Genomic DNA, 14,489 nt, shown 5'->3' with positions numbered 1-14,489 from the left:
CACCAGGAGAACGGACAGTCGGCGGGGCCAGCCGGCTCTTCGCTCGAATATGCGCAACGATATCAATCCTTCTTCTGACATGCACGCAGGCCGGGTCCGCGCTGGGTAAAACATAGCTTTCTCAACATTACAATTCCCTGACAACCCCCGTAAGAGAGCTGCAAATTTAAGGGTGTATAAGCGTTGACAGATGGCACGCTGATTGTGTCGAGTTTCGTTCCGCAGAAGTTACCATGACTATCCAGATTTCGTCGATTACTTCAAATGCCAGCCTCTCGGTTTCCTCAGGCGGCGTTCGGCCTGAGTTCGTCCGCAGCGAGACGCTCGTAGACATATTCAAGGCAACGGTCGCGGCCAGCCCCGACAAGACGGCACTGACCCTGATCGGAACCGATGAGGCGATGACCTATGCCGAACTCGACCGGTTGTCCGATGAAGCCGCGCGCGCGCTGAGCCGCCGCGGCATCGGCCCGGGCGATTTTGTCGGCCTGTGGTTCCAGCGCTCGCTCGAACTCCATGTCGCGCTTCTTGCGATCCTCAAGGCCGGCGCCGCCTACGTCCCCTTCGATGCCGCCGCCCCCGCGGACCGCGTCGCCGTCAGCCTTGCCGATTGTGGCGCGAAATGGCTGCTGACGCATGGCGAGAAGGCCGCGCTTGCGCCCTCCTTCGATGGCCAGACGCTTCTCCTCAAGGCCGTGCTTTCCGAAGACAATGCGGACATCGTTCCGCGCGTCGCGGCCCACGATGATCCCGCCTATGCTATCTATACGTCCGGCTCCACGGGCAAGCCGAAAGGGATCGTCATCACGCACCGGAACATCTGCCATTATCTGCGGGCAGGTAACGATGTGTTGGGGCTCGTCGAATCGGATGTCGTCCTTCAGCAGGCTTCGGTCGCCTTCGATCTCTCGCTGGAAGAAATATTCGTTCCGTATCTGGTCGGCGCGACGCTGAAAGTCGCGACATCGGACGTCATGGCCGAACTCGACAGGCTGGCCGACGTCCTGGAAGCGGAGAAGATCACGGTCATCGACACCGTACCGACCCTGCTCACCATGCTGGAACGCGACGTCGAAAGCCTACGCGTCATCATCGTCGGCGGCGAAGCCTGCCCGCCGGCGATCGTCAGCCGGTTCTCCAAACCCGGCCGGCGCCTGATCAACACCTACGGTCCCACCGAGACGACCGTCGTGGCGACCTATGCCGAGCTCGACCCATCGCGGCCGATCACGATCGGCGGCCCGATCGCCAATACGACGGCCTATGTCGTCGACGAAAACATGCAGCTTGTTCCGCGCGGCGATACCGGCGAGCTGCTGATCGGCGGGCCGGGTGTCGCCGCCGGATACAGAAACCTGCCGCAGCTGACCGCCGCCAAGTTCATCGCCAATCCCTTCGCGACTCATGACGATCCGGTGCTCTATCGCAGCGGCGACGCCGTTTTGATGGATGAAGACGGTCAGCTCCATTTCCTCGGACGCATCGACGACCAGGTCAAGATTCGCGGCTACCGTATCGAGCTGGGTGAGATCGAGACCGTCGTCGGCGAACTTCCCGACGTGAAGGCAGCTTCCGTCGTCGTACACCGGCCGCCGGATGGCGAGGAAATGCTGGTCGCCCATGTCGTGACGACCGGCAACGGCTTCGATCGCGACAAGGCACGCGCCGTGCTGGCGGCCAAGCTGCCGCCCTACATGGTGCCCGCCGCCTGGCACAGCCACGTGTCGCTGCCACGGCTGCCCTCCGGTAAGATCGACCGCAAGACGCTTTCCGCTATTCCGCTGGTGAGCGATCAGTCGACCCAGGCGCAGGAGCCGCCGCGCACATGGACCGAAGCGCAGCTGCTGAAGGCGGCGACCGAGGCGCTTCGCCTGCGCGCCATCAATTTCGAGGCGGATTTCTTCACCGAGCTCGGCGGCCATTCCATGCTGGCGGCCCGGTTCGTGTCCGAGGTCCGCAAGATCCCGCTGCTGGCGGGGATCGCATTGCGCGACGTCTATGCCGGCCGTACCCTGCGGGGCATTGCGGCGATCCTCGAGCAACGGACCGAGCGCGCCTCCGGACAGGAGCCTAAGAATTTCGAGCCGGTTCCCTGGCGCCGGCGCTTCTTCTGCGGCCTGGCCCAAGCCGTAGTGCTACCCTTTATCGTCGCGATCGCAACGCTGCAATGGATCGGCTTGCTGCTCGCTTCGATCCTGTTGATCGACGACGGCGCATCGGTCTGGAACGAGATCCTCATCCTCGGCGGCGTCTATCTCGCCCTCAATCTCGGCGAAAAGCTTATCGTCGTCGCCCTCAAATGGCTCGTCATCGGCCGCACGCGCCCCGGCGTCTATCCGTTGTGGGGCACCTATTATTTCCGCATCTGGCTGATGCAGCGCATCGTTCAGCTCACGGCTCCGAAATTCCTCAAGGGCTCGCCGCTCATCCGCCTTTATATGCGGGCACTTGGAGCCAAGGTCGGCCAGGATGCGATGATCGATGAGTTCGAAGAAGGCGCAATCGACCTCGTGCGCGTCGGCGCGAGATCCAGCCTCGGCGTCAAGATCAAGCTCGCCAATGTCGAAGTCATCGGCAATGTGATCCATGTCGGCACAATCGACATCGGCGAAGGCGTGCAGATCGGCAATGGCTGCGTCATCGGCCACAATGTCAAGATCGGCGACGGCGCCGTCATCGGCGATCTGACGGCGATCGCCGCGGGCACGCATGTCGAAGCCCATACGCGCTGGGACGGTTCGCCTGCCAGCCAGACCGGGCATGCTGAGCACGAAGAGATGCCGGCGCATCCGGAGCTGGGAATCGTCGGTCGTCTATTCCAGTTCGCCGCTTATTTCGTCGCCTACAATGTCAGCCTCGTCGTCGGCCTCCTGCCGATCTTCCCGGCCTTTTTCCTGTTCTCCGCCGTGCAGCAGATGTTCTCGCCGGACACCGATGAGCCCTTGTCCTGGGGGATGATCGCCGCGCTCTCCTGGCCGGCCGCCATGCTCCTGATCGTCGTGTCCATGGCTGTCGTCGTGGCACTCAGATGGGTGCTGCTGCCTCGCGTCGTGCCGGGCCGCTACTCCATCTTCGGCAACCTCTATTTCCGCAAATGGATCGTCGGCCTGACCACAGAGGCGATGCTGGAAACGTTGAATTCGCTCTATGCCACGGTCTTCATGCGCAACTGGTACCGCCTGATGGGCGCCAAGATCGGCAAGGGCACGGAGATCTCGGCCAACTTCGCCGGTCGCTACGACCTCATCGAAATGGGCCGCGACAACTTCATCGGCGACGAGACCATCTTCGGCGACGAGGAAATCCAGAACGGCTGGATGGTGCTCAAGCGCCTGAAGACCGGCGACCGCTGCTTCTTCGGCAATTCCTCCGTCATCTCGCAGGGCGCTGTGATCGAAGATGATTCACTCGTCGGCATCAAAACCCGCCTGCCGGACTCCCTGCATGTCAAGGCCGGCGAAACCTGGTGCGGCAGCCCCGCCTTCCAGTTTCCGACGCGCGAGCGGCTGCATGCAGCCGCCGCCAGCACCTATGCGCCGCCTCTGCGCATGCGTCTTGTCCGCATCATGTTCGAGGCGATGCACACGTCCCTGCCGACTGCCATCCTTATCGTCATGGCGCTTGCGATGTCCGACCTGATGGCAAGCGCGATCGACGACGGCGCCTGGTTCAGGCTGTTCTGGACGCTGATGGCCTCCGGCCTGGCAACTTCGGGCATCCTGTATCTGGTTGCAGTCGCCTTTAAATGGACCCTGATCGGCACCTACAAGCCCATGAACCGGCCGATGTGGTCCTGGTGGGCTATGCGCACCGAAGCTGTCGCGGTCTTCTACGGCGGGCTCGCCAGCAAGATGCTGCTCGACTACCTGCGTGGCACGCCCTTCCTGCCCTGGCTGCTTCGCCCCTTCGGCGCGAAGATCGGCCGTGGCGCATGGATCAACAGCACCGATATTTGCGAGTTTGACTGCACCCATATCGGCGACCATGCCGTGCTCAACATGGGATCCTGCCCGCAAACTCATCTCTATGAAGACCGCATCATGAAGGTGGGCCGCATCAAGATCGGCAAGGGCGTATCCGTCGGCTCTGGCAGCACGGTCCTCTACGAGGCCGATGTCGGAGAGTTCGCCGAGATCGGACTGCTGACCCTGGTCATGAAGGGTGAGGCCATCCCGGCAAGCACGTCATGGGCCGGCACGCCCGCCCAGGCCGTGCAAGCCGACCAGGAACCCGCCCCCATGGTTCAAAAAGAGGCGCTGCCCTCCGCGGCTGCGTGAGCGCCGCGGTGACGGCTCCTCGTTCCGAGGTCGTCCTGAGAGTTGCGGATGCGGTCGCCGTCCTTGTCCGCGCGGCTCCAGGCGGGCGGGAGGAGCGCGACAGAGCGGCGGAAGCCGCTTTGAGAAGCGCGGCGCAACGGGATGACCTTGTCATCTGTCGCCGGCCGAGTGATCGGCCGGCACTGAAACCTCCCCATCACGAACTCGGCGTTTCGCTTTCGCATCGCGACGACCTGCTGCTGGCGGGCTTCTCGCCCGACAGTGCTGTCGGCGTCGATATCGAGATCGAGGATATCAATGGCTTCGACCCGACCGCCTTTGCCGCCGACCATTTCTCGCAAGGCGAGGCAGCCGCCATTGCCGGGCTCGATAGCGACGCTGCACGCGAGGTCTGCTACCGTCTTTGGGTCGCCAAGGAAGCGGCATTGAAGATCAGCGGCCGCGGCGTTTTCGATGGGCTGGACGAACCGGACCTGGCAAAGCATCTGGATCTCATTCGCATCGACGGCGCAACCATTCGTCTTGAAGCTGGATCGCGATTGCCATCCATTGCGGTATCGGTAACCCGACTTGCCGGGCCGACGGACCAGCCGATTTATTGCGCCCTTGCTCGTAATCTCAAGTGAAGGTGCAGATGGGCGCTGCTTGAGCCCGAATGCCCAATCCGTCCGCCTTCACCGTCCATGATGGGATGAACCCCTCGGATTATTCCGTTTTCCAGAGCGCGATTGCGGATGAGCGATCGGAAACTTGTCTGCGGGCGGCTCTTGGCGCACGTAAAAGGAGAACTATGTCTTCAACGACGGACGATGCAGCTGCATGCCCTAAGAGAGACAGCGGTTGCAAGCCCACGCTCGCCATGTACGGAGAGTAACGGAATGACTGTCACCGAACCCCGACCCATGTCCCGAACAGCGGCCATATCCTATGCGATCGGCCTGCCACTCATGTTGCTCGCGCTCATTTTCCTGCCGGTCGGCCGCCTCGACTGGCCGCCGGGATGGATCTTCATCGCCTTTCTTTTCGTTGTCTACGGCATAGCGATCCTGGTTCTGAAACGCGTAAATCCGGCAATCTTCAGGGCTCGCAACCGCTTCCAGGCCGGCACCAAACGCTGGGACCTGATCCTCGTCTCGCTGATCTGCCTCGGCATTGTCGCCGAAATTCCGGTTGCAACGTTCGACGCCGGCAGGATGGCGTGGTCGGTGATGCCCATCTCCGTCGTGATCCTCGGTTATGTCCTGCTTGGCGCCGGCATAGCACTCGGCGCCTGGGCGCAAGCGGTCAATCGCTTTTTCGAGCCCGGCGTCCGCCTGCAGCGCGAACGCGGCCAGCACGTCATCAGCGGCGGCCCCTATGCATTCGTGCGCCACCCCGGCTATGTCAGCGCGATCATGGTGTTCGCCGGGCTGGCATTGGCGCTCGCCTCATGGTGGGCCTTGATCCCAGCCGCCTGGGCAAGCGCCCTGCTGATCCTGCGCACGAACTGGGAAGATGCCCTGCTGCATGCCGAACTCGAAGGTTATGCCGATTATGCCCGACGCGTGCGGTTTCGGCTCGCGCCGGGTCTTTGGTAGGGTCTTGCCGCCTTCCGCTGTGACATAAAGAACCGTGTGCCCGATCGCGTATTGACTGGCGGGCGTCAGTGAGCCGAGGCCAACCATCGCCTCCCGCCCAAACCGGCACCCGCTCAGAAACAGAGCTCAGGCGCCAGTGCTCACCATGCGGAGAAAATCGACGTCGTCGCCGATAAGGGCGTCGATGAGCCCTTCCTTAAGGCATTGCCGGATCATCGGCAGAGAATCCCTGCCCCCTTTCCAGAAGAGAGCGAGCTTCTCAGGCAACGGCAGGCTGAGCCGCACGGCAATGCCGGCCTCCCGCAGCGCTTCGGCGTCGGCGCGATGAAAGCGGTTCAACTCGAGTGAAACGCCATCGATCCCGCCGGCCCGCATGGAAGCGACAATATCGACGGGGCGATGGTGAAGGATCGCCTCCGTCTGCAGGCGCGGCTCAATGTCCTTCACGCGCAGCAAGTCGAGGTGATCGAAGGAGGATATGGCGACGTGCTCGAAAGCATCCAGATCCCGCAGGGTTGCGATCATGATATCGGCAAGGCGGTTCGCCCGCTCGGGTTCCTTCATTTCGATCGCCAGGCGCGTATCGGTCTGCTTGGCCCATAGGACGGCATCGGCGAAGGTCGGCACGCGGGTCCCGGCGAAGCGTGGGTCGAATTTCGCGCCGGCATCGAGCGTCAGAATATGCTCGAGATCATGATCGCCGACGAAGCCGAAGCCGTCGGTCGTCCTGTCCAGCGTCCGGTCGTGCATGACGACGATCTGCGCGTCGCGCGTCAGCATCAGGTCGATCTCGCATTCATTGGCGCCGGCCGCCACGCCCTGCTGAAATGCCAGAATGGTATTTTCCGGAAAGCGATAGCTGAAACCGCGATGGGCCGCGATGCGCAATTGACCATGACGAGCCGCATGTAGAGGCAAAGGCAACGGAATTCTCCTTGATGATGAAAATGATCAGAGGGGCTATTGGAGAGTGGGATCGAGGGCATCGCGCAGGTAGTCGCCGATCAGGCTGGTCGACAGCGACAGCAGGAAGATCACGATGCCCGGCAGGATCGCGATCCACCATTCGGTCATGACATAGTCGCGGCCTGCCCCCACCATGCTGCCGAGGCTGACGAGCGGCGGCTGGATGCCGAGGCCGAGGAAGCTCAACGCCGATTCCTGCAGCAGGACTTCCGGCAGGACGATCGTCAGGTTGACGAGGACGACGGAAAGAATGTTGGGCAGCACGTGCAGGAAGGCGATGCGCCCCGTTCCAGCACCGTTCCGCCTCAAGGCCGCGACATAACCCCGTTCGAGCTCCAGCCCGGCCATGGCGCGCACCAGCCGCGCGTAGCGCTCCCACCCGTAGAGGCCGAGCAATGCCATGAAAAGCCAGAGATTGTCGCCGAAGAAGGCGAGAACGGCGAGCGCGATGATCAGGAACGGCATCGATGCCTGAAAATCCACGGCGACGCGGATCACCATATCGGCAAATCCGCGCCCAAATGTTGCAAGCAGCCCAAGCACCGTGCCAAGCGTCAGGCTGATCGCCGAGGCTCCGAGCGCGATCAGCAGGCTGGTGCGCAAGCCATAGAAGATGCGGCTCAGAATATCGCGACCGAGCTCGTCTGTACCGAGAATATGCTTGAACGAGCCGCCGAACAGGATCGGCGGCGCCTTGCGGGCGTGGAGGTCGATCTGCGCGAAGCCATGGGGCGCCAGCACATTGGCAAAGACTGCGACCACGACGAAAGTCAGAAGCACCATGGCACAGATTGCGGTCGTCAGATCGAACCGCAGGCGGCGTAAGGCCCTCTTCGGCTTGATTTTGGCAAGAGCATCCGTGCCGACCGCATTCGCCATGGCTATTTCCTTCCGAAACGGCCGATCAGGCCGATGCCCGATGCCGCAGACGCGGATCGGCAAGAATGTAGAGACAATCGATGATGAGATTGGCGCTCACCATCGCTGCCGTGATGAGCAGCACGATGGTCTGCACGATATTGAGATCGCGCTGCGCCACCGAGGAAACGAGAAAGCGGCCGACACCCGGCCAGGCGTAGACGCTCTCGACCACGGCAGCGCCGCCAATCATGCCGCCGACCAGAAAGCCGAGCATGGTCAGAAGCGGCAGGGCCGCATTCGGCATGATATGCCGCCAGAGAAGAGCGCTTTCGCCGATGCGCTTGGCGCGCGCCGCCAATATGAAGCGCTGGCCCAGCACTTCCAGCACGCTCGAGCGCACGAAACGGGCGATGATGCCGGCGTTGTAAAGACCGATGACCAGAACGGGCATGACGAGATGCGCCATCGTCGATCCCCCACCGCTCGGCAATATCCGCAGGGAGACGGCGAAAAGCTGGATAAGCAGAATGGCGATCAGGAAATTCGGAAGCGAATGCATCAACACCGCAAGCGCCATCACGAAGCGGTCGATCAGCCCGCCGCGATTGCGCGCAGCCAGAATGCCGAAGGGCACGCCGGCGCAGAACGCCAATATCAGGGCAGCGCCCATCAACTCCAGCGTCGCCGGGACCTTCGACAGGACCAGCGTCAGAGCGTCTTGTCCATTCAGCAGCGAGGTGCCGAAATCGCCGCGCAGAAGATGACCGAGATAGGCGAAATACTGGATGTAGAGCGGCTGATCGAGACCCCATTGCTGCCGCATCAGCGCCACCACTTCCGGCGGCGTTTCGATCGGCAGCAGGGAATGCAGCGGATCGCCGCTGACGCGCAGGATGACGAAGGTGAAGGTCATCGCCAGGAACAGCGTCACGAGCGCTCTCAAAAACGCCCGCAGGATGGATTGAAGCATTGCCTGTTCCTTCAGAGCGTTTCGAGCATGGCCGCTGGCTGCCGCACCCTGCCTCGCCGCCCGCGGGGAACAGCAGAGAGGAGTTTGGCGGTATAGGGGTGGACCGGGTTTGCGAAGACCTCCTCCGCGGGGCCGGTTTCCACGATCTGCCCTGCCTCCATGATCGCGACGCGATGGGAGACATGGCGGACCACCCGCACATCATGGCTGATGAAGAGCAGCGACAGGCCGCGAGCCCGTTGCAGTTCGAGCAGGAGGTTGAGCACCTGCGCCTGCACAGAGACGTCGAGCGCCGAGACCGGCTCGTCGCAAAGCAGAATTTGTGGCTCGACGATGAGGGCACGGGCGATCGCCACGCGCTGGCGCTGGCCGCCCGACAGCTGATGCGGAAATTTCTGCAAGGCTGAAGCCGGCAGGCTGACGGCCTTGAATGTCTCCGCTGCGCGATCGAGCCGGCTTGCGGGATAGCCGATGCCGTGGATCGTCAGCGTTTCCACCATCTGCTGCCCGACGCTTTGGCGCGGATCGAGCGCTCCCATCGTGTCCTGAGAAATGACCTGCAGATGCTTTGCCAGGCCGCGCCGGTTCGACTTCATCAAGCTCTTGAAAGGCTGGCCGAACAGCGTGATCTCGCCTGATGTCGGTTCGCGGTCGCCACACAGGAGCGAGGCAAGCGTGGATTTGCCGCAACCGGACTCGCCGACGAGACCCAGCGTCTCGCCGGACTTCAATTCAAGGCTCACATCCTTGATGGCGTGAAACCCCTTTGCGCGGCCCGGCCACAGGGAAAAACCCGGCGCATAGGAAAATTGCAGATCGCGGGCGGCAAGTGCGGCAGCCGGTTCGCGCGCATTCGATGATATTTGCTGCTCAGGTGTCATGGAGGCTCCACGGATTGAAGCAGGCGAGCGCGGCCGTACCGGCAATCAATGGCGGGACGGTCTTCGCGCAATTCGGTTCGGCGCGCGGACAGCGAGGTGCAAAGGCGCAGGCCTGCGGTCGGTCATTGTGCAATTTCAGTTCACCGGGAATGTCCGCAAGCTTCTCCAGCGGCTTGCCGCATCCCGGCATAGCCTCCAGCAACAGCCTCGTATAGGGATGGCGCGGATTGTCGTAGAGATCGTCGGTGCGGTTGATCTCGACCAGCGACCCCGCATACATCACCGCGATCCGGTCACAGACCTCGGAAACAAGATCGAGATCATGACTGATGAAAATCATCGGAATGCCACGCTCGCGCACCGCTCTGACCAATAAGGCGACTACCTGTGCCTGCACGGTGACGTCGAGTGCCGTTGTGGGTTCATCGGCGATGATCAGCCGCGGCTGCATGGCAAGTGCAGTGGCGATCATCACGCGCTGGCACATGCCGCCGGAAAATTGCGCGGGATAGGCATTGTAGCGCACCTCGGGTTGCGGGATGGCGACTTCCGCCAGAAGCCGGAGCGCTTCGGCCCTGGCTTCCTTGGCGGACATGCCGGCACTGACGGCGGCTTCTGCGATCTGGGAGCCGATCGTGCGCACGGGATCGAGACAGGAGACGGGTTCCTGAAAGATCAGCCCGATCGGCGGCAGCTTTACGCGCGACCGAGGACCAAGCTCGGCCGCGTCATACATGGCATCTTGAAAGGAAATATAGCCCGTCGCGCTGGCGCTCGGACCCAGAAGACCCGCGAGCGCAAGACAGGTGACGCTCTTTCCCGATCCACTCTCCCCGACGATGCCGAGAATTTCGCCCTCGGCGAGGTCAAAGGAGACATTGTTGACCGAATACAGCCGGCCGGCACCCGTTCTGAACGAGATACTCAGATTGTCGACGGAAAGAACGGGAACGCCCATGTCGAGGCAACTCAGCTCTTCTGCTCTTCGAAGGCGAGGCTGCCGGCACCGAGGTCCATCTGGAAAGCCGGCAGAGGCTGCCACTTGATGCCCTTGCGGATACCGAAGAAGACGGCGTTCTGGTGCAGGACGGTGACGCCCGGATCTTCCCACTCGATCAGATGCAGCATGTCACGGAAGATCTTGGCGCGATCGGCCGGATCGACGGCTTGCTCCATTTTCGCGCCGAGAGCATCGAAATCGGCATTCTGCCAGATCTTGAACGAATTCAGATTGCCGGCCGAGCTGAACTGCGTGAAGAAGGAGATATAGGGGTCGGGGATCTGTCCCGTGCTCGACCAGTTGCCGGTGGCGCGCGTCGACGAATTTTCGAACAACTTGCCGCTTTCGACGAACTTCATCTTGGCATTGACGCCGACGGCCTGCCACATGGCGACCAGGGCTTGCGTAACGGGATTTTCCGCCGTGTAGTAATTGTTCTGCGAGCGGATCTCGATCTCTTCGCCGTTATAGCCGGCATCCTTCAGGAGCTGCATTGCCTGATCAGGATCATATTTGTAGGCCGGATAATCCTTGAGGTAGACGGGGCCATAGAGCTCGAATTGCAGGCCGTTCGGCACCCTGGTGCGACCGTTCCAGATCGTGTCGACGATCGCCTGGCGGTCGATGGCGAGGATGAGCGCCTGACGCACGCGCGGATCCTTCAGCGCCGGATTGTTCTTGTCGAAAAACAGAATGCGGTGGTTCGGAACCGGACCGCCGACGATCTCGTGGCCGGCGCTGGCGGTGACGACCGAAAGCTGATCGGGCGGCAGGTCCGTGGCGATATCATAATCGCCGGCCAGCAGACCGGCGATGCGCGAGGATACTTCCGGCACGATGCGCAGGATCACCCGCTTGGCGGCCGGCTTGCCGCGATAGGCCTGGTCGTGCGCGGCCAGAATCACGTTTTCGTTCGTTGCGTAGCTCTCGACCTTGTAAGGGCCGGCGCCGACCGGCTTCTGCCGCCAGGTGGTCCAGTTGCCGCCATTCTTCTGCCAGGCATCCTTGCTGATGACGACAGCGGCATAGGAGGCGAGGCGCTGCAGGAAGATCGGGTCCTGGAACTTGGTGATAAAGCGAACCGTCAACGGATCGACCACTTCGACATGATCGAGGCTCGTGAAATTGGTGCGGTAGGTGGGATAGCCCGGCGCATCCTTGTTCAGGAGCCGCTCGGGCCCGAAGGAGAAGGCGACGTCTTCGGCCGTCATTTCGCGGCCATCATGGAAAATCACGCCGGGGCGCAGCTTCATTTCGAGCACGGTCGGCGAAATCCAGGTCCAAGACGTAGCGAGATTTGGCTTCACGGAAAAATCGCCGCGCATGTCGAGCGCGAGCACCGTCTCATGAATGGAATAGTTGTTGCGGAAAGCAACGTTGCTGGCGGCATCGATCGGCTCCTGCGACACCGGATTCTGCTGCACGGCAATGCGAAGCTCGGGCCTTTTGTCATCACCATCATCGGCGAAGGCGGACAGCGCGGGAGCGAAGGCAGAGAGGCCGGCTGCCGCTCCCATGAGAAGCGTCGTGCGCCGGCTAAGCGGCGTGTTGAAGCCGTTGAGAAGGAATTCAGACATCGACACACTCTCCAGTTAAGAGGCTTGCACAAACGTTTGCGCAAATAGAAAACGACCACTTGCGCTAGGAACTGTCGTTTCAACTACGCAAGGGAGAACGGCCGCAAACTAGGCGAGCTCGATGACGCACGTATGACAAGTTCGGGCGTTACGAAGCGCATGGGACGCTTTGCAACGCGTGCTTCCACTGGAAGATTGGCAAGCTCAACCAGAAGGTCAAGCGACGCCTCGCAGAGCGAATCCGTCGGCTGCGCGACCGTCGTCAATGGCGGCGTCCAAAAGGCGGTATCTGGCACATTGTCGTATCCCACCACGGAGATATCGTCGGGAATCCGCAAACCGAGATCGCGCAGGAACGCAACGACTTCGATGGCAAGGCCGTCGCTTCCGCAAATCAGCGCCGTCGGGCGTTTCGGCGAGGCCAAAAGCTCCGCAAGGAGCCTGCGGTCGCGCTCGTCCTTCTCGAACGAAATGACATCGCCAACGATGGAACCTGCGCTTGCGGCGACCAGCTCCTCGAAAATCGACAGCCGATCGCGAAGTGCGCTGCGGCTGATGCGGTAGACGAAGGAGATATGGCGATGTCCAAGCCCTTTCAGATGATCGAACAGCAGGTGAATGCCATGGCGATCATCCGTAAGTACCGCGGGCAGCGGCCCCGTCAATCCCGCGCCCAGCGTCACATGCGCCTTGCCCATGCGATCGAGATGATCGCAAAGGGCCTGCTGACCGGGAAGATCGCTGACCATGATCACGCCATCGAAGAAATCTTCCTGGAACAGGCGAAGCTGACCCGCGACCTCGCCCGCCTCGGCCATGGCCTGAGCGACCAGCAATTCCACGCCCCGGCGCTGCGCCGCCGCCTGCAGGCGGCTCGTCAAATGCGGCTGGTAGTGACCTGAAAGGCTGTTGACGATCGCCCCGAACACGCCGGTCCGATGGGTCCTCAGCGATGTGGCCAAGCGATTGACGACATAGCCGGCCCTGTGTGCCGTCGCCCTGACACGCTCCTGCGTTTCCAGGCTGATACGGCTATCGGCGCGACCGTTGAGAACGCGGGATACCGTGGTGGCGGAAACGCCGGCCAGTCGCGCAACTTCAAGAATGCCGATCCTTTTCGATGTCTTCATATCTCTTGTCAAAGCTCTCCATGCCGCGCGACGGCAGTGCGAAAGATCAAAGGACAGTTGCCTCACTTGCGCCAGGACGCAAGACCGCCAGCCCGTCTTTTCAGGCAAATTCATAGGCGATCGCGACAGCGAAATGCGGCAGCGATCTCTCCTCGCCCCGCAGAATCGGCATTCTGGCAGGATTGGTACAAAAAACGCCTCCTCTCCGCACAGCATTGCGTGGCGCCGATGGCCAAGGTTCAATGGGAAAGGGACGGCGCCATCAAGGGATCTTCCCTGACAACCTCGATCAGAAAGTCGAGCACGGCCCTGATGCGAAATGGCAGGTTCCGCCGGGACGAGTAGACGACGTTGATCGGCAATCGGCTCGGTGGAAAATCCGGCATGAGCCTCACCAGCCGACCTGCCTCGATATCGGGCCTGGCCAATATATGGGAAAGGACGGCAAGGCCGTTGCCGGCGAGTGCCGCGCGGTGGGCAGCGATGGAATTGCTGGCGATCAGGCGCGGCGCGATGCGCACGGCCACGTCCTCGGCACCATTGGAAAAAGACCAGGACCTGCCGTCGCCGGCGCGCTTGTAGCAAATGCAATCATGGGCGCTGATATCATTAGGGGTTTTCAGAGCTTTTCGTCCCTGTAGGTATGAGGGCGCGGCGACGAGGAAGGCCGTCGTCCAGCCGATCCGACGACACATCAGGCTGCAGTCCGCAACCACCCCAAGCCGCACCTCGAGATCGATCCCCTCTTCGACCAGGTCGGACGGTTCCTCGCGAAAGAGCAACTCGACGGAAAGTCCGTGGTGCTGTTCAAACAGCATCCCGAGGCGATCGCTGACGCAAAGCCCCAGCGGCGTCGGCAAGGCAAGGCGCACTTTGCCCGTCGCGGCCGTCCCGCCACGACAGGTCGTTTCACTGAGCGCTTCGACCGCCTCGATGACCTTGAGCGCCATCGGGATGATCTGCTCCCCCTCCGCCGTCAAGGCTAATGCATTCGTCGTGCGGTGCAGAAGACGCGTGTTGAGATGCGCCTCCAGCGCCGAAATCTGCCGAGAGACCGCCGGCTGCGTCACGCTGAGATGAACGGCGGCGGCCGAAAACGAGCCGGTTTCCACCACCCTCATGAATGTTTGCAGCGCACCCACGATATCCATCCCACCCCCCATACTTTTCCGCATAAGCCTTATGTGCCCACCTTAATTCCGAAGGGCTTTACTGTCCAGCAATTACGGATATTTTCTATCCATAAGGAT

Annotated in this window: 11 protein-coding genes; 3 read left to right on the top strand and 8 right to left on the bottom strand. The window is 61.8% G+C overall.

The genetic code is table 11. The annotated features are described in order from the left end of the window. The first annotated feature begins 233 nt into the window (after positions 1-233). The 3 genes from CCGE531_RS28500 to CCGE531_RS28490 all read left to right on the top strand — a co-directional run bounded on the left by CCGE531_RS28500 (position 234) and on the right by CCGE531_RS28490 (position 5,854). Entirely contained in the window at positions 234-4,277 is a 4,044-nt protein-coding gene (locus CCGE531_RS28500) for a Pls/PosA family non-ribosomal peptide synthetase (RefSeq protein WP_120670118.1), read from the top strand. Between the two features lie 8 nt (positions 4,278-4,285). Then, the gene (locus tag CCGE531_RS28495; protein ID WP_120670616.1) at positions 4,286-4,903 is read left to right on the top strand and encodes a 4'-phosphopantetheinyl transferase superfamily protein; all 618 of its coding nucleotides are present in this window, start codon (positions 4,286-4,288) and stop codon (positions 4,901-4,903) included. Positions 4,904-5,155: 252 nt separating this feature from the next. After that, a complete protein-coding gene (locus CCGE531_RS28490) occupies positions 5,156-5,854 on the top strand; it encodes an isoprenylcysteine carboxylmethyltransferase family protein (protein WP_205586519.1) in 699 nt (232 codons plus the stop codon). Between the two features lie 126 nt (positions 5,855-5,980). Here the strand turns inward: CCGE531_RS28490 and CCGE531_RS28485 are convergent, their stop codons facing one another. From CCGE531_RS28485 to CCGE531_RS28450, 8 genes are all read right to left on the bottom strand, one after another. Next, positions 5,981-6,778 carry a glycerophosphodiester phosphodiesterase family protein gene (locus CCGE531_RS28485; protein ID WP_120670114.1) on the bottom strand — a complete coding sequence of 266 codons (798 nt, stop codon included), beginning with the start codon at positions 6,776-6,778 and terminating at the stop codon, positions 5,981-5,983. A gap of 36 nt (positions 6,779-6,814) precedes the next feature. Continuing rightward, the gene (locus CCGE531_RS28480) at positions 6,815-7,699 is read right to left on the bottom strand and encodes an ABC transporter permease (protein WP_120670112.1); all 885 of its coding nucleotides are present in this window, start codon (positions 7,697-7,699) and stop codon (positions 6,815-6,817) included. A 25-nt stretch (positions 7,700-7,724) separates the two neighbouring features. Next, on the bottom strand, positions 7,725-8,651 hold the full coding sequence (locus CCGE531_RS28475; RefSeq protein WP_120670110.1) for an ABC transporter permease: 927 nt from the start codon (positions 8,649-8,651) through the stop codon (positions 7,725-7,727). Between the two features lie 11 nt (positions 8,652-8,662). Next, complete coding sequence (locus CCGE531_RS28470; RefSeq protein ID WP_120670108.1) at positions 8,663-9,532, bottom strand: ATP-binding cassette domain-containing protein; 870 nt, start codon at positions 9,530-9,532, stop codon at positions 8,663-8,665. Then, complete coding sequence (locus CCGE531_RS28465; protein WP_120670106.1) at positions 9,522-10,490, bottom strand: ABC transporter ATP-binding protein; 969 nt, start codon at positions 10,488-10,490, stop codon at positions 9,522-9,524. The genes CCGE531_RS28470 and CCGE531_RS28465 overlap by 11 nt, the downstream gene beginning before the upstream one ends. An 11-nt stretch (positions 10,491-10,501) precedes the next feature. Next, entirely contained in the window at positions 10,502-12,109 is a 1,608-nt protein-coding gene (locus CCGE531_RS28460; protein ID WP_120670104.1) for an ABC transporter substrate-binding protein, read from the bottom strand. Between the two features lie 83 nt (positions 12,110-12,192). Further along, positions 12,193-13,239, bottom strand: coding sequence for a LacI family DNA-binding transcriptional regulator (locus tag CCGE531_RS28455; RefSeq protein ID WP_120670102.1), 1,047 nt, complete (start codon positions 13,237-13,239; stop codon positions 12,193-12,195). A 239-nt stretch (positions 13,240-13,478) separates the two neighbouring features. Continuing rightward, complete coding sequence (locus CCGE531_RS28450) at positions 13,479-14,390, bottom strand: LysR family transcriptional regulator (RefSeq protein ID WP_120670100.1); 912 nt, start codon at positions 14,388-14,390, stop codon at positions 13,479-13,481. Between the last annotated feature and the right edge of the window lie 99 nt (positions 14,391-14,489).

It is taken from the genome of Rhizobium sp. CCGE531, from assembly GCF_003627795.1.
Lineage (GTDB): Bacteria > Pseudomonadota > Alphaproteobacteria > Rhizobiales > Rhizobiaceae > Rhizobium.
Note: the sequence above shows the minus strand (reverse complement) of the source record. Positions and strands in the feature narration are given on the sequence as shown.